The 19,561-nt window shown below is 60.0% G+C and carries 17 protein-coding genes; 8 read left to right on the plus strand and 9 right to left on the minus strand.

The window, feature by feature from the left end; translation table 11 throughout:
* The first annotated feature begins 7 nt into the window (after nucleotides 1-7).
* On the plus strand, nucleotides 8-2,272 hold the full coding sequence (parC, locus tag CKW26_RS01865) for a DNA topoisomerase IV subunit A (RefSeq protein WP_095047280.1): 2,265 nt from the start codon (nucleotides 8-10) through the stop codon (nucleotides 2,270-2,272).
* 177 nt (nucleotides 2,273-2,449) lie between these two features.
* Nucleotides 2,450-3,160 (plus strand): membrane integrity-associated transporter subunit PqiC, encoded by a 711-nt coding sequence (locus CKW26_RS01870; RefSeq protein ID WP_093430158.1) that lies wholly within the window; start codon nucleotides 2,450-2,452, stop codon nucleotides 3,158-3,160.
* 528 nt (nucleotides 3,161-3,688) lie between these two features.
* Here the strand turns inward: CKW26_RS01870 and CKW26_RS01875 are convergent.
* A complete protein-coding gene (locus CKW26_RS01875) occupies nucleotides 3,689-5,194 on the minus strand; it encodes an AhpA/YtjB family protein (RefSeq protein ID WP_095047281.1) in 1,506 nt (501 codons plus the stop codon).
* Nucleotides 5,195-5,328: 134 nt separating this feature from the next.
* Between CKW26_RS01875 and serB the strand changes: the two genes are divergently transcribed.
* A complete protein-coding gene (gene serB, locus CKW26_RS01880; protein ID WP_093430160.1) occupies nucleotides 5,329-6,543 on the plus strand; it encodes a phosphoserine phosphatase SerB in 1,215 nt (404 codons plus the stop codon).
* Nucleotides 6,544-6,633: 90 nt separating this feature from the next.
* Here serB and CKW26_RS01885 read toward each other — a convergent pair whose 3' ends face one another.
* Complete coding sequence (locus tag CKW26_RS01885; RefSeq protein ID WP_095047282.1) at nucleotides 6,634-8,388, minus strand: molecular chaperone; 1,755 nt, start codon at nucleotides 8,386-8,388, stop codon at nucleotides 6,634-6,636.
* A gap of 220 nt (nucleotides 8,389-8,608) precedes the next feature.
* Between CKW26_RS01885 and CKW26_RS01890 the strand changes: the two genes are divergently transcribed.
* Nucleotides 8,609-9,010 carry a lectin OAA gene (locus tag CKW26_RS01890; RefSeq protein WP_095047283.1) on the plus strand — a complete coding sequence of 134 codons (402 nt, stop codon included), beginning with the start codon at nucleotides 8,609-8,611 and terminating at the stop codon, nucleotides 9,008-9,010.
* A 69-nt stretch (nucleotides 9,011-9,079) separates the two neighbouring features.
* Here the strand turns inward: CKW26_RS01890 and asd are convergent, their stop codons facing one another.
* The 3 genes from asd to CKW26_RS01905 are packed head-to-tail and all read right to left on the minus strand — an operon-like array spanning nucleotide 9,080 to nucleotide 12,355.
* Nucleotides 9,080-9,940: an archaetidylserine decarboxylase gene (gene asd, locus CKW26_RS01895; RefSeq protein WP_095047284.1), complete on the minus strand. Its 861-nt coding sequence runs from the start codon at nucleotides 9,938-9,940 to the stop codon at nucleotides 9,080-9,082.
* 18 nt (nucleotides 9,941-9,958) lie between these two features.
* Entirely contained in the window at nucleotides 9,959-10,774 is an 816-nt protein-coding gene (gene rhdA, locus CKW26_RS01900; RefSeq protein WP_095047285.1) for a thiosulfate sulfurtransferase, read from the minus strand.
* 42 nt (nucleotides 10,775-10,816) lie between these two features.
* Nucleotides 10,817-12,355 (minus strand): HDOD domain-containing protein, encoded by a 1,539-nt coding sequence (locus tag CKW26_RS01905; RefSeq protein WP_095047286.1) that lies wholly within the window; start codon nucleotides 12,353-12,355, stop codon nucleotides 10,817-10,819.
* A gap of 166 nt (nucleotides 12,356-12,521) precedes the next feature.
* Here CKW26_RS01905 and motA point away from each other — a divergent pair, with 166 nt between their 5' ends.
* From motA to CKW26_RS01920, 3 genes are all read left to right on the plus strand, one after another.
* Complete coding sequence (gene motA / locus CKW26_RS01910; RefSeq protein ID WP_007915795.1) at nucleotides 12,522-13,373, plus strand: flagellar motor stator protein MotA; 852 nt, start codon at nucleotides 12,522-12,524, stop codon at nucleotides 13,371-13,373.
* A 3-nt stretch (nucleotides 13,374-13,376) separates the two neighbouring features.
* Nucleotides 13,377-14,453, plus strand: coding sequence for a flagellar motor protein MotB (motB, locus tag CKW26_RS01915; RefSeq protein ID WP_095047287.1), 1,077 nt, complete (start codon nucleotides 13,377-13,379; stop codon nucleotides 14,451-14,453).
* A gap of 90 nt (nucleotides 14,454-14,543) precedes the next feature.
* Entirely contained in the window at nucleotides 14,544-15,707 is a 1,164-nt protein-coding gene (locus CKW26_RS01920) for a sterol desaturase family protein (protein WP_095047288.1), read from the plus strand.
* A 43-nt stretch (nucleotides 15,708-15,750) separates the two neighbouring features.
* On the opposite strand, the gene CKW26_RS01925 is transcribed toward CKW26_RS01920, so the two are convergent.
* The 4 genes from CKW26_RS01925 to rsgA form a co-directional block, all read right to left on the minus strand.
* The gene (locus CKW26_RS01925) at nucleotides 15,751-16,236 is read right to left on the minus strand and encodes a toll/interleukin-1 receptor domain-containing protein (protein ID WP_093430168.1); all 486 of its coding nucleotides are present in this window, start codon (nucleotides 16,234-16,236) and stop codon (nucleotides 15,751-15,753) included.
* A complete protein-coding gene (locus CKW26_RS01930; protein WP_095047289.1) occupies nucleotides 16,236-17,195 on the minus strand; it encodes a caspase family protein in 960 nt (319 codons plus the stop codon). The genes CKW26_RS01925 and CKW26_RS01930 overlap by 1 nt, the downstream gene beginning before the upstream one ends.
* A gap of 2 nt (nucleotides 17,196-17,197) precedes the next feature.
* The gene (locus tag CKW26_RS01935; protein ID WP_095047290.1) at nucleotides 17,198-17,605 is read right to left on the minus strand and encodes a TIR domain-containing protein; all 408 of its coding nucleotides are present in this window, start codon (nucleotides 17,603-17,605) and stop codon (nucleotides 17,198-17,200) included.
* A 212-nt stretch (nucleotides 17,606-17,817) separates the two neighbouring features.
* Nucleotides 17,818-18,849, minus strand: a complete 1,032-nt coding sequence (gene rsgA / locus CKW26_RS01940) for a small ribosomal subunit biogenesis GTPase RsgA (protein WP_016985702.1) — start codon at nucleotides 18,847-18,849, stop codon at nucleotides 17,818-17,820.
* Between the two features lie 107 nt (nucleotides 18,850-18,956).
* Between rsgA and orn the strand changes: the two genes are divergently transcribed.
* Nucleotides 18,957-19,499 carry an oligoribonuclease gene (gene orn / locus CKW26_RS01945; protein ID WP_095047291.1) on the plus strand — a complete coding sequence of 181 codons (543 nt, stop codon included), beginning with the start codon at nucleotides 18,957-18,959 and terminating at the stop codon, nucleotides 19,497-19,499.
* Nucleotides 19,500-19,561: the final 62 nt, after the last annotated feature.

A 19,561-nucleotide genomic window follows, 5' to 3' on the forward strand; every position in this document is an offset into this window, starting at 1 on the left:
GGCCTGCATGAGCAACCCCCTTGATCTCAGCCTGGACGGTGTAGAACGCCGCTCGCTGGCCGACTTCACCGAAAGTGCCTACCTCAACTACTCCATGTACGTGATCATGGACCGTGCTCTGCCGCATATCGGCGACGGCCTGAAACCGGTACAGCGGCGTATCGTCTACGCCATGAGCGAGCTGGGGCTGGACGCCGACTCCAAGCACAAGAAATCGGCGCGTACCGTCGGTGACGTGCTCGGTAAATTCCACCCGCACGGTGACTCGGCGTGCTACGAAGCGATGGTGCTGATGGCCCAGCCGTTCAGCTATCGCTACACGCTGGTCGACGGTCAGGGTAACTGGGGTGCGCCGGACGATCCGAAATCCTTCGCCGCCATGCGTTACACCGAAGCACGCCTGTCGCGTTATTCCGAAGTGCTGCTCAGCGAACTGGGCCAGGGCACTGCCGACTGGGGCCCGAACTTCGACGGCACCTTACAAGAGCCGCTGGTGCTGCCGGCACGCCTGCCGAACATCCTGCTCAACGGCACCACCGGCATCGCCGTGGGCATGGCCACCGACGTGCCGCCGCATAACCTGCGTGAAGTCGCCACCGCTTGCGTGCGCTTGCTCGATGAGCCGAAAGCCACGGTCGAACAGCTCTGCGAACACATTCAGGGCCCGGACTATCCGACCGAAGCGGAAATCATCACGCCGCGCGCCGACCTGCTGAAGATGTACGAAACCGGCAAGGGCTCGGTGCGCATGCGCGCCGTGTACCACGTCGAGGACGGCGACATCATCGTCACCGCGCTGCCGCATCAGGTGTCCGGCGCCAAGGTGCTGGAGCAGATCGCCGCGCTGATGCAGGCCAAGCCGTCGAAAGCCCCGCAGATCGCTGACCTGCGCGACGAATCTGACCACGAAAACCCGTGCCGCATCGTGATCATCCCGGTCAACAGCCGCGTCGATCATGAAGCGCTGATGCAGCACTTGTTCGCCAGCACCGAGCTGGAGTCGACCTACCGGGTCAACGTCAACATCATCGGTCTGGACGGCAAGCCGCAGCTGAAAAACCTGCGAGCGCTGCTGGTCGAGTGGCTGGAATTCCGCGTGCTGACCGTACGTCGCCGCCTGCAATTTCGTCTCGACAAGGTCGAGCGTCGTCTGCACCTGTTGGACGGTTTGCTGATCGCCTACCTCAACCTGGATGAAGTGATCCACATTATCCGTACCGAGGAGCATCCGAAGGCCAAGCTGATCGAACGTTTCGCCCTCAGTGAGATTCAGGCCGACTACATCCTCGACACCCGTCTGCGTCAGTTGGCGCGACTGGAAGAGATGAAGCTGCGCGACGAGCAGGACGAACTGCTCAAGGAGCAAGCCAAGCTGCAAGCCCTGCTGGGCAGTGAAGCCAAGCTGAAGAAGCTGGTGCGCACCGAGCTGTTGAAAGACGCCGAAACCTACGGCGATGACCGTCGGTCGCCAATCGTCGAGCGCGCTGAAGCCAAGGCGCTGACCGAACACGATCTGCTGCCGAACGAAAAAGTCACCGTGGTGCTGTCGGAAAAAGGCTGGATCCGTTCGGCCAAAGGTCATGACATCGACGCCACCGGCCTGTCGTACAAGGCCGGCGACGGCTTCAAGACCTCGGCAGCGGGGCGCTCCAACCAGTTTGCGGTGTTTATCGACTCGACCGGCCGCAGCTACTCGGTGGCCGCGCACACCCTGCCATCGGCTCGGGGCCAGGGCGAGCCGTTGACCGGTCGTCTGACACCACCGCCCGGTGCGAGCTTCGAATGCGTGCTGATGCCGGAAGACGACGCGTTGTACGTCATCGCTTCCGACGCTGGTTACGGTTTCGTGGTCAAGGGCGAAGACCTGCAAGCCAAGAACAAGGCCGGTAAAGCCCTGTTGAGCCTGCCGAACAACGCCAAAGTCATCGCGCCGCGTCCGGTGGCCGATCGTGAGCAGAACTGGCTGGCGTCGGTCACGACCGAAGGTCGCCTGCTGATCTTCAAAATCAGCGATCTGCCACAATTAGGTAAGGGCAAAGGTAACAAGATCATCGGTATTTCCGGTGAGCGTGTGGCCAGTCGCGAAGAATATGTCACGGACATCGCCGTACTTCCGGAAGGCGCCACCTTGGTGCTGCAGGCCGGAAAACGGACCCTGTCGCTGAAGGCCGATGACCTCGAACACTACAAAGGTGAGCGTGGACGTCGTGGCAACAAGCTTCCAAGGGGCTTCCAGCGGGTCGATGCGCTGCTCGTCGAAAACCTCAATTAGGCGTCCTAGAGAGCTCGATCCACGATTTAACGCGTAGATCGACGCTTTGGCGCTGGAGTCGGAACGCATATTCACGGATGATATGGCCTTTCCAAGCGCCGGCGTGGCTGAGCGTTCTTCATATTTATTGAGTATTTTCACTGTGGTCAGCCTTGTGGCGGCCACCTGGACGGGATGATGACTGCTCTGCGCCCCCTTATTTTCCTGCTCGCCGGCGTTTTGGGCCTGGCGGGTTGCAGCGTTCACCAGCCGGTGTCGCTGTATCAACTGGACAGCGGAAGTCCGGTTCAGCCTGCGCAAAGCGCGGGCATGGCGGTTTTGTTGGGTCCGGTAGTCGTAGCCGATTACCTGCAACGTGAGACATTGCTGCAACGTCAACCCGATGGCAGCCTGCAGGCAGCGACAGACGGTCGTTGGGCTGGCAGCCTTTCGTCGGATATCGATCAGTTGCTGATGCGTCAGGTTGCTGGCCATCTGGACAGCCAGCGTGTAGTGCTGGCACCGGCCACTACGGGGTTCACTCCGGATGTGCAGGTGTTGCTGACCATCACGCGTCTGGACTCTGGCCAGAAACAACCGGCGATTCTCGATGCTCAATGGCGTCTGATCGACCGTCGTGGTCAGGTGCGCGATAACCGCATCGTTCATCTGCAAGAGCTGCATGCCGGCAGTACCGCTTCGCAGGTTCAGGCCCAGGGCATTTTGCTGCAGCGTCTGGCCGAGCAATTGTCGGTAGCGCTCAAGCCGTTGGCCAATCAGCCACCGGTCGCCGAGGCACCGCGTAAAGCGGCACCAAAACCGGCAGCGCCGGCGGCGGAATCAGAGAAACAACCGAAGATTCCGATGGCATCGCCGATTCGGACAGATATGGAAGTGTTCCGCTTCTAAGCTGGATCGAGTCAGAACAGAGCCCGCCTTGTGCGGGCTTTGTTGTGTCTGGGGGCTAGAAGATCAAAAGCCCCTCACCCTAACCCTCTCCCGGAGGGAGAGGGGACTAACCGAGGGGTCTGGCGCTATACATCGACCTGAAAGATCCTGGCGATTATGGATTCGGTAGAGCAGGAGCGACCGAGGTGTCTGCGTCATGCGTCGACCTGAAAGAGCTTGGCGATTCTGGATCGGTAGAGCAGGGGCCGACCGAGGGGTCTGGCGCTATACATCGACCTGAAAGATCCTGACGATTATGGATTCGGTAGAGCAGGGGCGACCGAGGTGTCTGCGTCATGCGTCGACCTGAAAGAGCTTGGCGATTTTGGATTCACAGCAGGGCGTTCAAGTCGGTGTAGCTCTCCAATATCCCCCAATCAGTCCCCTCTCTCTCGGGGAGAGGGCTAGGGTGAGGGGCTCTTCAGTCACCCACAAAAAAGCCCGCAGACAATCGCTTGTCTGCGGGCTTCTTCACATCAGGCCTAAGGCTTAAGCCCGGCGCTCATGCATCCGCGCCAGTTGCCGTTCGAGCATCGACGGATAAGGCTCCATCAACCGCTCCACGCAGCAAGCACCCTCAGGGCTGGCGATCGGGCGGATCCGTGCACGCTGGCGGATCAGCGCATCGTCGCCGATCTTGCGTTCAACCAGCAGCAGATTGCGGCTGTGTTGGGACAGAGCCAATGCATCCTGCGCCGAATCGGTCAGCAGCAGATCAATCTGACTCAAGCCGAACAACTCATCGCCCAGGGTCAGGCCCAGCTGCAGTTGCAGGGTGATGCCGCTGTCCGCGACTTCAATCTGCAACTGATGACCCAAGGCCCGCAGCAACTCGCCGCAGCAGATTGCGTTGGTCAGGTAATCGTCACCGCTGTCTTCGGTGTGGAAGAGCATCAGCGTGCTGCCGTCGTTCAGGGTTTCGATTTCACCCTGATACAGCGAAGCAGCCTGATCGAGGCAGTCACGATAACGCTCCTGCAATTCTTCCAGACGTGCCCGCGGCAAGCGGCGCAGTTGTTCCTGTGAGCCCAGTTGTACCGCTAGCACGGCGCTGTGTTGTGGCACGCTCGGAGTAGCCTTGCGGGCGACCGGTTGTGGGGCAACGTCCAGCGATTCATCGCGCAGATCAGCGAACGCGTCATCGTCATCATCGTCTTCGACGGTGCTGACCAGATGTCGCGGTGCAGGCTTCTGCGCGGCCATCGGACGGGTTTCGTCGAAACTCGGATCACGCAAGTTGCGCACCTCGAATTCCGGCTCGTCCTCTTCGTCCTCGAGCTCAGGCTCCGGTTCCGGTGCAGGCTCTGGCGCGTAGTTGGCGTGCAGCTGACGCGCCAGATCGCCGATTTCATCCTGACGATCAATGCCCGGCGTGTGTTCGTCGATGCGTCGCAACCAGACACGCAATTGCAGCAACGGCGTCGACAGATAGCGGCCCATGCGCAGGCTCAGGGCCAGCGACAGCGCCAGCAGGATCCCGCTGAGAATGCCCATGCTTTGCAGGCTGATGGTCATCGGCTGCTGGAACTGATCCATGTCCAGGCTGATGCGCAGTTGCCCGGCAGTCACATCCTGGAACGTGATCTTGCTCTCGTACATGCCCTCGGCTTCGCCCAGCAGGCTGTGCTTGGGCCGCTGACCGGACTCGGCGAGGATGCGGTTATCCACGCTGTAGATCGCCGCGTGGGCCACCAGTTTGTTCTTGGTCAGGTTGTTGAGCAGCACGTTGAGGCTGAGGATGTCGTTGGACACCAACAGCTCCGTGGCCGAGGTCGCGGTTTGCGTGGTCAGGCTTTCGCCCAGCGCATCGGCCTGCTGGTGCATGGCCTGCTTGAATTGCAAACCCATCACGCCGGCATAGATCACCAGGGCCAGAGCGACCAGGATCACGTTATGGCTGGCAATGCGCAATGCAATCGGTACACGGCGGTGACGCAGTGCACGGAAGATCAGCAGGAAGAAGTTATCGGTTTTAACTGGCGTGGGCCGGTTCACTGAGCTCGGCTCTTTTGTCCGTGAAGTTGACGCGCAGTATAGCGACAGGCCCTAGACCGGCAAAGCGCTCGCGGTGCCCGATGGTCACTGAAAGTGGGTAGAATGCGGTTTTTTTCCAGTTGCGGGGGTGCGCGTTGCGCGAAATCGTCCTGATTAACATCACGGGAGTCGACCGTCCGGGTCTGACTGCGGCCATTACCGGCGTTCTGGCACAAGGTGGTGTGAACATTCTCGACATCGGTCAGGCGGTGATCCACGACACCCTGTCGTTCGGCATCCTGGTTGAAATCCCCGATTCCGAGCAAGGCAAGTCCGTGCTCAAGGACATTCTGTTCAAGGGCTACGAGCTCGATCAGCAGGTACGCTTCACGCCGGTGTCCGAAGAGGATTACCAGCAATGGGTGGGTAATCAGGGCAAGAAGCGCCACATCGTCACCCTGCTGACCCGCAAAGTAACCGCTGGCCAATTGCAGGCTGTCAGCTCGATCACCGCCAAATATGGCCTGAATATCGATCACATCGACCGTCTGTCGGGTCGCATGCCACTGGACACGCCAGCGGACAAGGGCAAGGGCTGCATCGAGTTCTCCGTGCGTGGCGAAGCCGCCGATCCACAGGCGCTGCGTGCCGAATTCCTCAGCGTTGCCCAAGCGCTGAACGTCGACATCGCCTTCCAGGAAGATTCGCTGTTCCGGCGCAACCGTCGTCTGGCGGTGTTCGACATGGACTCGACGCTGATCGAGGCCGAGGTCATTGACGAGCTGGCCAAGGCTGCCGGCGTGGGCGAGCAGGTGTCCGAAATCACAGAGCGGGCAATGGCCGGCGAGCTGGATTTCCGCGCCAGTTTCAAAGAACGTCTGGCCTTGCTCAAAGGTCTGGATGTCAGCGTGCTGGACTCGATCGGCGCTTCGCTGCGTCTGACCGAAGGCGCCGAAACGCTGTTCGCTGAACTCAAGCGACTGGGCTACAAGACCGCGATCCTGTCCGGTGGCTTCACTTATTTCGCCAAGCAATTGCAGGCCAAACTCGGCATCGACTATGTGTTTGCCAACGAACTGGAAGTGGTCGATGGCAAGTGTACTGGCGTGGCGATCGAGCCGATCGTCGATGCCCAGCGCAAGGCTGATTTGCTCAAAGAGCTGGCACACAAGGAAGGTTTGCGTCTGGAGCAGACCATCGCGGTCGGCGACGGTGCGAATGACCTGCCGATGCTGGCGATTGCCGGTTTGGGCGTAGCGTTCCGTGCCAAGCCGTTGGTGAAACAGTCGGCGAAGCAGGCGATTTCGACGCTGGGGCTGGATGGCGTGCTGTACCTGCTGGGTTTCCGTGATCGCGACGGGCAGTTGTAATTAAAGATCAAAAGATCGCAGCCTTCGGCAGCTCCTACAGAGGAATATGCATTTTCCTGTAGGAGCTGCCGAAGGCTGCGATCTTTTGCTTTAAAGCGATTTCCACAACGAATCAAAATCCTCCTCGCTCCCGCCATTGCGCGCGGCCTCCAGCGAGCGATAGGCGAACTGATTGAAACTGTGCGTACTCGCCACCCGTCGATCCAGCCCGGCGCGGTGTTCTTCGCCTTGGGTGTTGATCAGCACTTTACTGCCTTCCTGAAACGGCAAGCGCGGTGCCAGCAAGGTTGCCGGCAAATCTATCGCACTGATCTCCGGTAACAATAGTCCGCGCAGATACTGACTGTGATCGTCCCGTGAGCGCACCAGTTGCAGGCCGCAAGGCTGGGCATGTGGCGCCACCAGCTCAATGCCCATTTGCGTGCCGCCGCCGCGCACCTGGCGGATCCAGCGAATGACCGCAATGCTCCAGCCCAGACTGACACTGTCCTGAATGCCGAGCATTTCCCCGGCCTGCAGCTCGGCGGGCACTTCATTTGGCCACGCCAGGCAATATCCACCGGGGCTGTGATTGATCACCGGCAGGGCATGGGTCGGGTAATGGGGCGTACTGTCCGTGCCGCTTTCATCCTCGCGCAAATGGTCGTACTGGATTTCCTCGTAAGGCAAAAACTCATCAGTTTTGCTTTGCGGTGCGGCGTCGAAAGCCTGGCTCCAACTGTCCTTTTCACCTTTGGCGACGGCACTGCTGAAATTCGCCGAGCGCGTTCCGGGGTGTTTGAGCAGCTCGCTGAAACTGCGCTCGCCACCCAGATAAAAGTGCAGGGCGCTCATGCCCACGCACACGGTCAGATGGCCTTGGCCGACGGTGCGCTGAAAGCTGCGCTCGGCGGCTTGTCCCCAGGTGGCATGGAGGTGTTGCAGGGTGTCGAAGCTGAGCCCGGGCGGAACGGGCAGCGGCGTCGATGCGGGCTGATGCTGCAAATGCGCTTCGATGGCGTTCACCAGCGGCTGCGGATCGAAGCCGAGCAATCCGGCCTGTTCTTCGCTGCGAAACATGTTGCGGTAGCGCGGGCCGGCATCGATCGCCGGGCTGATCGCAAACAGGCCTTCGCTTGAACGACCGGGATGTAATTTTAGCAGGGCGCTCCACGGTTCGAGTACTTCAGCCAATCGGGCGATCTGGTTCTGTCGCAATTGATTGCAGCGGGCACTGCCCATGAGCAGGGCGGCGATGTAAGTCTGTTCAAGCGTGAGTTCGGTGGTGAGGCTGGCGAGATCGTCGTGGACCCGGCGCTGTTGCAGCTGCAGTTCGCAGGCGATGCGATATAGCTGATGCAGTTCGAACCACACCTGCTCCGGTGCCGCGCTGTACAGTTGCGTCGCACGCAGCAGTTGACCCTTGAGTGTATGGGTCGCCCGTTGCAGGGCCGTGCTGACCGATATCGCGCGATCCTTGCTGTACTTCGGCGCAATCCGCAACACGATCTGTTTGTAGCCGACGGCCAGATGGCTTTGCAGCGCCTGGCACAAATTGCTGATCTTGCGTGAACGCTCGTCGAGCATGATCGCCTGATGCAGGAAGTGCCGCTCCAGGTGCTGGCAGACGAAATACACCTCGGGGCGCAGCAGCTCCAGCAGGTTGAGGCGATTGTCACTGGGGGTGAGCAATTGATTGAGTTCGCCCAGGCCTTGATACAGCAGGCGGGCGGTTTCACCGATGTTAGCCTTGGGCAGGTCGGCGATCCAGCGCTTGAGGTCGCGTGGCGTTGCTTCGCAAAACAACAGACGCGTTTGCGTCGGAGTCGGGGCGCTCAGGGAGGGTTGGGGACGAGACTCACTCATGCCTTGACGGGCTCCGGCGGCGGAAGGGGCAATGCCCAAAACTCTAGCAGCTGTGGTCTGTTTCGCTGGGTAGCGTCAGACTTTTTGACCGCTGGTCTGCTGGCCGGATGCCATTCCCCAAGCCCTACTAGTCTCTCAGGCGTGCGATCGGAAACGCACGGTTGCACGGCCTGCCGTCAACCTCGGGCAGGTCTCCCGAAACTTCAAGGAGATGAGGTTCATGTCTAAATATGCAGTGGCAAATCAATGGGGTGGCAGTTCGGCGCCGTGGCATCCGGGTGGAACCTGGGTACTCGGCGGGCGGGACAACCAGAATGTCGTCGCTATCGAGATCAAGTCGCGCGATGACGGTAAAACGTTCACCGGCACCATGACCTATGCCGGGGAAGGTCCCATTGGCTTCAAAGCGCAACGCACCGGTCAGAACCAGTACAACGTCGAGAATCAGTGGGGTGGCAATGATGCCCCATGGCATCCGGGCGGCAAGTGGGAGATTGGCGGCCGGGACAATCAGAACGTTATCGCGTTGAGCGTCACGTCCAGTGACGGAGGGAAAAACCTCAATGGCACCAATACCTATGCCAACGAAGGCCCGATCGGCTTTCGTGGGCAAATAGAGTAACGGCACCACCGAGTCGTATCCGCCTTTTCGCAGACGTGTGCAAAGGCGGATCAGTGGCTCACATCATGTTCAGGCTTTTGGCAGCGCCAGGCCTTGACCCATCTGCACTGGCGAACCCGCCGCCAGCTCTTGCGCCCATGTCACTTGATCCGGCCCGAACAGCACGATTGCGGTCGAACCCAGCTTGAAGCGCCCAAGTTCAGCACCTTTTTCCAGATGGATCGGCGCACGGGCGGCTTCGTCGTAGCGGAAGGTTTTCAGCTCGCGCTTCGGTGGGGTGACCAGGCCGGCCCACACGGTTTCGATCGAAGCGACGATCATCGCACCCACCAGCACCACGGCCATCGGCCCACGCTCGGTGTCGAAAATGCACGCCACGCGTTCGTTGCGGGCGAACAGTTCCGGAACGTTTTCTGCGGTGGTCTGGTTGACCGAGAAGATCCGGCCTGGGATGTAGACCATTTCGCGCAGGGTGCCGGCCAGCGGCATGTGCACGCGGTGGTAGTCCTTCGGCGACAGGTAAATGGTGGCAAAGTCGCCGCCCATGAACGGTGCAGCGTTAGCCGCATCACCGCCGAGCAGTTCCAGCACGCTGAAGCTGTGGCCCTTGGCCTGGAACACGCGACCGTGTTCGATCGGGCCAAGCTGGCTGACCGCACCGTCGGCCGGGCTGAGGATCGCGCCCGGGGTTTCGTCCAGTGGACGCGCGCCGTCTTTCAGAGCGCGGGTGAAGAAGGCGTTGAAGTGCTCGTAGGCAGTGAGGTCTTCGACCAGCGCTTGCGACATGTCCACCTGGTAGCGCTTGGCGAACCATTGGGTGAAGGCATTCTTGAACCAGCGCACGCGGCATTCGGCAATGCAGCCGGCCAGACGCGATAGCAGGTGATGAGGCAGCAGGTACTGGCTGAGGATAAACAGACGCTCTTTCATTAGTTGTCCTTAAAAACCTTAAATCTCGACTGGCGTGTCAGGGTGGTTGCCCCATTCGCCCCAGGAACCGGCGTAGCCCTTGACCCGCGGATAACCGAGGGATTTGGCCACCAGATAAGTGAAGCCCGACCGGTGATGGGTCTGGCAGTGGGTAATGATTTCTTTGTCCTTGGTGATCCCGAGGTCTTCGAGGATCTGCGGCATGTCTGTGCGAATGCGCAACTGGCGGGCCTTGTCCATGCCGGCAGTCCATTCGAAATTGACCGCGCCGGGGATGTGCCCAGCCTTGGCGGCCAGCACTTTCTCACCGGAATACTCCAGCGGCCCGCGCGCATCCCAGATCGCCAGATCGGCAGCACCGAGGCGGCTTTGCAGGTATTCACGGGTCGCGGTCGGTTCTTCATGCAGGGTCAATGGCACAGGGCCGCCCACTACAGGCGGAACCTGGATCGACATCGGCATGCCGGCCGCCAGCCACGCCGGCAGACCGCCGTCGACGTAGTGATATTTGTCGTGACCGATCACGTCGAGCAGCCAGATGAAACGCCCGGCCCAACCGCCGCCTTCGTCGTCATAGACCACGTAGACCGCATCTTTGCGATGGCCCAGCTCACCGAATAACGCTTCGAGATCGGCTTTCGCCGGCAGCAGTCCCGGCGCCGGCGGCTGGCCGAGCTGGGTGCGTTTCGGGTCGACAAAGCGTGCGCCGGGAAAGTGACCTTCGGCATAACGGGCAGGGCTGGTCAGGTCCACCAGAATCAGTTCAGGGGAATCGAGACGCGGGAGCAGGTCGCTCGCCTCGATGACGAGCGGCAAGCCAGAGAAGTCAGACATGTGAGGTCTCCAGAGCACAAAGGGGAGGATTGTAGCGCAGCCTCATCGGCCGCGGCTGCTAAAGCTGTGCAGGGCTTTTTCGATGCACTGTGCGGTTTTGCCAAAGGCTTGCACGGTGATATCGGCGAACGGCCCGCCGCCCTGATCGGCGACAACAATCATGATCACCCGGCCGTTATTGACCAGGGAACGCAGGAACAGATACTCGCCACGAAACAGGGTGCGCAGGCTCGCTGGCAGCAGAGCGGAGAACTGAGCGTTGTTCTCGGGATTGATCCGCACCTGCGCCTGTTGCGCGAGCAGCCGTTGCAAGACCTTGCTCTGGCTGACGACGAAATTCAGCGCCGCCGCTTCTTTCGGCAGCCCGGCGGTTTGATTCACGCGCAGATTGGACTGTGTGCGATCGGCCATCAGGATCATCACCCGGCGCATGCCGCTGGCGACCAGCGCATCGCGAGCGGCGACGGTCAGGCTCATGGCATTGGTGAAGCGGCTTGGCTCGGCCAATAGCTCGGCGCATTGCTGGCGCCATTGCGTCAGATCTTCCGAGGTTGGCGCAGCGGCGGGCAGCATGCCGGCTGGCAAACGATGAGTGCCCCACGGCCACAGCAACGAAACCGCCGGATGCCACAGGTCGGGCATCGCATGATGGCGCGCACTGTTGGCGGCTTGCTGGTGCAACTGTTGTTGCACTTCATCCATGGAAATCTGCAGATAAAGGCTGGTCAGGTACTGCCAGCGCTCACTGTGCGGACTGTCCCACGCCTGTTGCGCCGACAGTGCCAGGCCGTTGGCCAGCAGCACTGTATTGGCCGGCTGATTGAGCCAGCGGCGCAGGGTCGGGTCGTCATCAAGCCGGTTTTGCTGGCGCAACGGATGTTCGCTGTCGCGGGCGATGCGCAGCACTTTGACCAGTTCGCGCTGTTCACTCAGTAGCAGCTTATAACCCTGCTGCACCCAGATCGGCAGGTGCCAGACTTGCACCAGCGCCTCGGCGATTTTCAGCAGGCGTGCGCCGAACAATTGCTTTTCGACCACGCGCGCCGATTCGCCCTTGTGGATAACCCGCAGTTCCCATTCTTCGAGCAATTGCGGATAAGTCAGCGCCAATGGCCACAGCGGCGACAAAAACAACAGGCTGCCCCAATGAATGTCCTGCCACAGTCGCGCCAGGCGACTGGCGAAAAAACCGTTGGCCTGTTGCGTCGCGTGCTGGCTGATCATCTGTAACTGGCGCAGGGCTTTGGGAATCTGCATCTGCGGTTCGGCGGGCAGGCGCGCGAGCAATTCTTCGGTCCGCGCCAGGCCCAGACGATTGATCGCCACCTCAAGGTTTTCCGCTGGCGTGGCCATGGTGCCATGGGTGTGACGATTCGCCTCACGGATGATGCTCAAGGCCAGTGCCGGGCTGTCCTGCATCAGGTCGGCGATGTCGCGCAACGAGCTGCGGTTGTCGCGGATCGCCCGACAGACTTTGTCGTGAGCCTCTTGCGGCACGGGCAGCCGGACGCTGTCGAGCAGCTTGACCCAGCCGTCGAGTGTGGTCGGTTTTGCGTGTGGGACGTTCGTTTCATTAGCCATGTCTGGACGGGATCTTCACTGACTGTAGACGCGCCCGGCATGGGCTAAATTGGCTTTTCGCCTGAACTGGCTATAGTCTGGCGCAGTTTTGCCGATAAGTAGAAGAAGAGATTTTTTAACTTCCGAATATGACCTTGAACCCGACTTAAATAAGTACTTTCTACCTATGGCTAAAATTATCGGCATCATCGTCGTATTCGCGAGCGTGCTCGGCGGATACGTGCTTTCCCACGGCAAGATTGCTGCCCTGATCCAGCCCTTCGAGGTGTTGATCATCGGTGGTGCGGCACTCGGTGCATTCCTGCAGGCCAACCCCGGCTACATGACGATGCACGTGCTCAAGAAATCCCTGAGCATGTTCAGTTCGCGCTTCAGCCACACGTTCTATCTGGAAGTGCTCGGGCTGATCTACGAGATCCTCAACAAGAGCCGCCGCGAAGGCATGATGGCCATCGAAGGCGACATCGAAGATGCCGCTGCGAGCCCGATCTTCGCCAAGTACCCGGCAGTGCTCAAAGACGAACGCATGACCGCGTTCATCTGCGATTACCTGCGCATCATGTCGTCCGGCAACATGGCGCCGCACGAGCTGGAAGGCTTGTTCGACATGGAGCTGTACAGTCTGAAAGAAGACCTCGAGCATCCATCTCATGCGGTGAACGGCATCGCCGATGCCATGCCCGGTTTCGGTATCGTCGCGGCGGTACTCGGTATCGTGGTGACCATGGCCTCGCTGGGTGAAGGCGATCAGAAGTCCATCGGCCTGCACGTCGGTGCGGCACTGGTCGGTACCTTCTTCGGTATTCTCGCGGCGTACGGTTTCTTCGGCCCATTGGCGCATTCCCTGGCCCACGATGCCAAGGAAGAGCTGAACGTCTACGAAGCCATCAAGGCCTCGCTGGTGGCTTCGGCTTCCGGCATGCCGCCTTCGCTGGCGGTCGAGTTCGGTCGCAAGGTTTTGTATCCGGCGCACCGTCCAAGCTTCGCCGAGCTGGAACAAGCGGTTCGCGGTCGCTAAGTCATGGAAAATAATCAGCCGATTATCATCAAGCGCGTCAAGCGCATAGCCGGCGGGCATCACGGCGGGGCGTGGAAAATCGCCTTCGCCGACTTCGCCACGGCGATGATGGCGTTCTTCCTGGTGTTGTGGCTGCTGTCCACCGCGACGCCCGAGCAGAAGATCGCTATCGCCGGTTACTTCAAAGACCCGGTCGGCTTCTCCGAAAGCGGCACGCCGTACATCATCGACTTGGGCGGCACGCCGACCCTGGCCCCGGAAAACACCCTTAACCCGGAAGTGAAATCGCAGCCGCAGCCTGACAAGGTTACGGTCGATACTGAACAGGTTGAAGGCATGGCCGAGCAGGTCGAGAAGGAACGTCTGGAACTGCTGCTGCAAGAACTGCAGAACAAGGTCGACGAGAACCCGCAGTTGCAGAAGTTCAAGGATCAGATCCTCTTCGAGATCACTCCGAACGGTTTGCGCATCCAGATCATGGACGCCGAGAACCGGCCGATGTTCGACTCCGGTTCTGCACGCCTGAAACCGTACTTCGAAGACATCCTGCTGGCCATGGCCGACACCATCAAAGCGGTGCCGAACAAGATCAGTATCAGCGGCCACACCGATGCCAAGCCTTATATCGGTACCGGTGATTACGGTAACTGGGAGCTGTCGGCCAACCGTGCCAACGCTGCCCGGCGTGCATTGGTTGCCGGTAGTTATCCGGATGCGCAAGTGGCGCGGGTAGTGGGTTACGCCTCGTCGGCATTGTTCGACAAGGAAAACCCATTCAATCCGGTCAACCGCCGCATCGATATTGTCGTGCTGACCAAGAAGGCCCAGGCGGCCATCGAAGGTGCGCAAGGTGCCGACGCGGCTAAACCGGCGGATCAGAGTCAGAACGGCAACGCGCCGGCGACACCGGTTGATCCGAACGCGCTGCCGGCGGATCAACAACCGGTGCCGGCGCACGAGCTTCGCGAGCGGTTGAATCTGTTCGACGACGCCGCACCGAAACCGGCCGAGCCGGGGAGTGCGGCGCCTGCTCCCGCTACTCCGCCAGCCACTGCACCGGCTCCCACGCCCAAGCAGTGATTCACAAAAAGCCACGGTCACCGTGGCTTTTTTGTTTCTGCCTGCGTCGCAATGAGCAGTCGCAGTATTCGCAATCACGGAAGATCAGTTATGGAAAGACTCAAAGCCTATTTTCAGCGGCACGGCAACGCACCCTTCAAGTTTGGTGAGGGGCGGGTCAGTGGCTATATATCAGCCACCCTCGGGCTGTTGAGCCTGTTGGCGGTACTCTGCTTTCTCTTCCCGGAATGGCTGACCACGGCTGAACTGCGCAAAGTCTATGACGAGCAATTTGCGCGCACCACGCTGTTGCTCGGTCTGGTGCTGTCGTTCAGCCTCGGCACCCTGAATATCCTGCTCAACAAGCGCAAACGTCTGGGGATTACCGGATTGGTGGCGTCGGGGCTGGCAGTGTTTCTGGGCGGTACCAATGTCCAGGTCAGCGCGATCGGGCAGACGCCGTACTCGCTCGGTCTGGACTGGTTTGTGCTGGCGCTGCTGGTGTCGGCCATCGTGTTCATTCCTCTGGAAAAACTCTACTCCAAGGACCCCGAGCAAAACATCCTGCGCCCGCACTGGCGCACCGACCTGACCTACTTTTTCGTCAGCCACATGCTGGTGCAGTTCATCCTGATTTTCATCACCGCCTCTTCGAGTTACATCGCCGGTTGGGCGATGTCGCCGGGCTTGCAAGCGAGCGTGCAAAGCCTGCCGCTCGTTGTGCAGTTTCTGCTGGCGATACTGGTCGCCGATCTCGGTCAGTACTGGCTGCACCGGCTCTACCATGTAGTGCCATGGCTGTGGCGCATTCACGCGGTGCATCACTCCAGTACGCACATGGACTGGCTCGCCGGCTCCCGCGTGCACTTCATTGAAATCCTGCTGACCCGCACTGGCGTGCTGGTGCCATTGATGCTGCTGGGCTTCGCGCCGCAAGCGTTGAATGCCTATGTGATCCTGGTCGGTGTTCAAGCGGTACTGGCCCACGCCAACGTGCGAATCAACGGCGGCTGGCTGAACTACCTGATCGTGCTGCCGCGCTATCACCATTGGCACCACGCTCGGCACAAAGACTACATCTACAAAAACTACGCGATCCACACGCCGCTGGTGGACATGCTCTTCGGGACGTTCAAGCTGCCGCCAAAGGAATGGCCGGTGCGTTATGGCGTGTTTGGCAAGGAACTGCCGGGCGGGATTGTGCGTCAGCATCTGTATGCGTTTCGCAAGCCTGAGCCAAAGGTGGTTGTGCCAAAACCGCCGGCCAGCGTGTGAGGCAAAAAAAAGCCGCGAGATGATCGCGGCTTTTTTACGTCTGTCAGAACCCACGCCGAATCCGGTTCTTCAGTTGTTCGTGGAAAATCTCGGCGTTGCGCTTATAGGTGCCGCTAAAGGATTCATTGCTCGAATCCAGCGTCATCGAGCGTTTGTTGGACACTTCCTCGCGATACGCGTCGATAAAGAAATTCAGATCACTGTCCGTGCTCAGCTTCGGCCACTTATCCAGATACAACGGCAGCTCCGTCGGCCCGGTCTTGAACGAGCAGATCCGCCGGTTGCTGATGGTCGCTTCGCCAATTTCGAACGGCACCCACCACGATAACGCAGTCTTTTCCGAGACCACTGCCAGCAGGTGCGTGCATTCGGTGATGTTGCGGGTGATGACCCCAGTGATGTCGTCGGTGGTCTGCGACTCGGGGTCGAGCACGTCGAGGTAGGTTTTGATGTTGGCCTGGATCAGGCGGCTATTGATGGCGATGGCGTGGGCGCGATCCATGTGGCGGTAGCTGATGAATACGGGCATCAGAAGTGTCCTTTTATGGCGAGTTCGCGGTAGTAGGCGCCGAGGGCGGTGAGGCGGCAGCCGGTGGAGTTGATGGCGGCGTAGTACATGTGTTCGGCGTCCACGGGCTCGATCAGGCTGTGGCGATTGCACATTTGCAGTTGCTTGAAGATGTCGCCGTGCTCGGGGTTGAACTGCGCTTCGGTGGGCTCGTAGCTGGGGTCGAGTCTGAAAACGAAGCTCGGTTCCGGGAACCAGTCCTTGAGTTTGCGCAGGGTTTCTTCGGCGATCAGCGGCGCGACCTCGCGTAGCGGCACAAACTGCGAAACATTGGTCTTGAATACCGGACGCTGTTCCCAGGCTCCCAGCGCATTGTCGACAAACGAATAGACGCTACCGGGGGTGACCTTGCCGAGTACGTTGGCGGCGCCACCATGCAGCGCTTGCAGCAACAGATCCGTAAATACCCCGTGACCGCGGCTTTCCAGGGCGTACTGTTCTTTTTTGCAGGCGGTGAGAATGGTCACGCCTTCGCCGATCACACTGCTGCCGCCGCGCAGGTTGCGCAGGGCGCCTGCTGCACCGGCCTGGCAGCAATCGAGAATGATGATTTTATTCTTGATGTGCGGGGCTTTGTCCGCCCATTCCAGAATGTCGCTGATGCGAATACCGTCTCCGCCAGGCTGATAGTCCTGGGGAATGAGTAGTCCTTCGTCGATGCTGGTGTCGAACTGCCCATGACCGGCGAAATACAGCAGTGCCACGTCACAGTCGCCTGAGAACAGGCTCTGGATCTGCTGTTTCATGTGTTTGAGCGTTAGTTGTTCTTCGGCCGACGTCAGCACTTTGCTGCTGAAGTTCGGGCGCCCGTTGGCGTGACGCTCCAGTACCGAAGCCATGGCCATTGCGTCGTTGTTGCAACCGCTCAACGGCGAGACGTAGTCGTAGTGGTTGATGCCGATAAACAGTCCCTTGCGCATAATCACACCGCCGTATGCAGGCGAATCGCGCTGACGATGCTATTGGTGTTCCACGCGCATTCGGCGTGTGCCGCGTCACGTACCACGGCGGAAATGCGCTCGGCGCCGAATGGCTTGATCGCGATGATCACCTTGCCCATGCGTTTGGCGATCTCGATTTCCTTGTTGATCCACTTGCTGTAGGTCGAATACATCCCGGCCATGATTAGTACCGCCGAGCAGGGGCGAATCTTGTTTTCGATGGCTTCTTCGAGCTGCTTGTCGGTCTGCGCGCCCAGGATCGGGTTATGTGGCGGCACGGAAAAATTCTTGAAACTGAAATCCGGCTTGGCGCCGAGCAGGCGTACCAGATTGTCGTGAGTGTGGGCGTAGTTCCACGAATGGCTGATGAACAGGTGATAGGTCTGCATGGGGTTCCTCGAAGGTCGCGAAGGTGCGAAGGAGGACCCCAATCTAGGCATCTGGAGCTTGCCTACAAGGGTTGGGCGGTGAAAGAGAAATGTCCTGCAAGCAGGCGTGTGCGGGCCTGTAAGAAAAGTCTGGCGTTTAACGGAATCGGGGGGTTGTCAGGCGTAGTCCGACATCCGGCAGCCCTCGGGCGAGGTACTGCCGGTGCAGATGTTTAGTAGCCGTTTTCCGGCAGGCTGGCGATGATCGAGCGGTAGCTGTTCATCCGCTGCTGCTGCACGCGGCCATCTTCCAGCGCCTTGAGCAGTGCACAACCCGGTTCACGGTCGTGCTTGCAGTCGCGGAAGCGGCAGGTGCCGAGCAGGTCATTGAACTCGATGAAACCGGCTTCAACATCGGCGCGGCTGACGTGACCCAAGCCGAATTCGCGGATACCCGGGGAGTCGATCAACTCACCGCCGCCAGGGAAGTGGAACAGGCGCGCAGTGGTCGTCGTGTGCGTACCCTGACCGGACAACTCGGACAACGGCCCGACACGGGTTTCCACTTCAGGCAGCAAGCTGTTGACCAGCGACGACTTGCCGACACCGGACTGGCCGACGAACACGCTGATGCGCCCGTCGAGCTGCTGTTGCAGTTGTTCCATGCCGTTGCCGTGGTGTGCCGAGACTTCAAGCACCGGATAACCGAGTGTGCGGTACACCGCCAGCAGCGCATTCAGTGCTGGGGCGTTCTGCTCGTCGATCAAGTCGAATTTGTTCAACAGCAGCAGCGGCCGGATGCCAGCGTGTTCGGCGGCAACCAGATAGCGGTCGATCAGGTTGGCATGCGGCTCAGGCAGCGGCGCGAAGACGATGACGATCATGTCGACGTTGGCGGCTACCGGTTTGAGCTGGCCACGGCTGTCCGGGCGGCACAGTTCGGTGGTGCGCGGCAGTTGCGCGACAATCACCCCGATGCCCTGATTGCCGGCACGCCAGACGACTGTGTCGCCGGTTACCAGCGCAGGCAGGTTGGCGCGCAAGTGGCAGCGGAACACTTGGCCGGCCTGATCACCGTCAACGGCCTCGACCTCGACCTGTACACCGAAGTGGGCAATCACCAGGCCGGTCTGTTCCGGGCCCAGGTCGCCGCCCTCAAGGGCTTCGACAGCCGAGGACTCGCGTTTGGCGGCGCGTGCAGCGCGCTCGCCCTGAATCTTTTCGATGCGCCAGTTTTGACGACGATTGAGTTGGCGTTTGGCCATGGGTGTTCCGTCTGAAGAATGCAGCGATTAGGTAAAACGGCCGCGAGTTTAGCACGCCCGGCCACCGGCCTAGGCTAAACTGCGCAGCATTGCCTAGGAGCCGACATATGCAAAACCCGCAGAACCTGATCTGGATCGACCTGGAAATGACCGGTCTGGATCCGGAAAACGACGTCATCATCGAGATGGCCACCATCGTCACCGACAGTGATCTGAACACCTTGGCCGAAGGCCCGGTGATCGCTATCCACCACAGTGACGAAGTGCTCACGCGTATGGACGAGTGGAACACCCGCACCCACGGCAACTCCGGCCTGACCCAGCGCGTGCGTGACAGCCGAATCAGCATGGCCGAAGCCGAAGCTGAAACCATCGCCTTCCTGGAAAAATGGGTACCGAAGGGCAAGTCGCCGATCTGTGGCAACAGCATCTGTCAGGATCGCCGCTTCCTTTATACCCACATGAAATCACTGGAAAGCTATTTCCACTATCGCAACCTCGACGTCTCCACGCTCAAGGAACTGGCCGCGCGTTGGGCACCGGACGTGCGTGATAGCTTCAAGAAGGGCAGCACACACCTGGCGCTGGACGACATCCGTGAGTCGATCGCCGAGTTGCAGCACTACCGCAAGCATTTCATCAAGTTCTGATGCCTGGCGATGGGGGCGGGCATTGCGATTGCCCCCTTTTGGTGCCGCACTGAAATGGCTAG

Origin of the sequence: Pseudomonas sp. Irchel s3h9 (assembly GCF_900187475.1) — a bacterium.
In the GTDB taxonomy this organism is placed as follows: domain Bacteria; phylum Pseudomonadota; class Gammaproteobacteria; order Pseudomonadales; family Pseudomonadaceae; genus Aquipseudomonas; species Aquipseudomonas neuropathica.

Bases quoted from the DNA above. Each gene is read 5' to 3' on its own strand.
- motA (WP_007915795.1), top strand. From the start codon at position 12,522: ATGGCTAAAATTATCGGCATCATCGTCGTATTCGCGAGCGTGCTCGGC.
- CKW26_RS01930 (WP_095047289.1), bottom strand. From the start codon at position 17,195: ATGCGCAAGGGACTGTTTATCGGCATCAACCACTACGACTACGTCTCG.
- CKW26_RS01870 (WP_093430158.1), top strand. From the start codon at position 2,450: ATGACTGCTCTGCGCCCCCTTATTTTCCTGCTCGCCGGCGTTTTGGGC.
- rsgA (WP_016985702.1), bottom strand. From the start codon at position 18,849: ATGGCCAAACGCCAACTCAATCGTCGTCAAAACTGGCGCATCGAAAAG.
- parC (WP_095047280.1), top strand. From the start codon at position 8: ATGAGCAACCCCCTTGATCTCAGCCTGGACGGTGTAGAACGCCGCTCG.
- CKW26_RS01925 (WP_093430168.1), bottom strand. From the start codon at position 16,236: ATGCCCGTATTCATCAGCTACCGCCACATGGATCGCGCCCACGCCATC.
- CKW26_RS01920 (WP_095047288.1), top strand. From the start codon at position 14,544: ATGGAAAGACTCAAAGCCTATTTTCAGCGGCACGGCAACGCACCCTTC.
- rhdA (WP_095047285.1), bottom strand. From the start codon at position 10,774: ATGTCTGACTTCTCTGGCTTGCCGCTCGTCATCGAGGCGAGCGACCTG.
- asd (WP_095047284.1), bottom strand. From the start codon at position 9,940: ATGAAAGAGCGTCTGTTTATCCTCAGCCAGTACCTGCTGCCTCATCAC.
- orn (WP_095047291.1), top strand. From the start codon at position 18,957: ATGCAAAACCCGCAGAACCTGATCTGGATCGACCTGGAAATGACCGGT.
- motB (WP_095047287.1), top strand. From the start codon at position 13,377: ATGGAAAATAATCAGCCGATTATCATCAAGCGCGTCAAGCGCATAGCC.
- CKW26_RS01885 (WP_095047282.1), bottom strand. From the start codon at position 8,388: ATGAGTGAGTCTCGTCCCCAACCCTCCCTGAGCGCCCCGACTCCGACG.
- CKW26_RS01935 (WP_095047290.1), bottom strand. From the start codon at position 17,605: ATGCAGACCTATCACCTGTTCATCAGCCATTCGTGGAACTACGCCCAC.
- CKW26_RS01905 (WP_095047286.1), bottom strand. From the start codon at position 12,355: ATGGCTAATGAAACGAACGTCCCACACGCAAAACCGACCACACTCGAC.
- CKW26_RS01890 (WP_095047283.1), top strand. From the start codon at position 8,609: ATGTCTAAATATGCAGTGGCAAATCAATGGGGTGGCAGTTCGGCGCCG.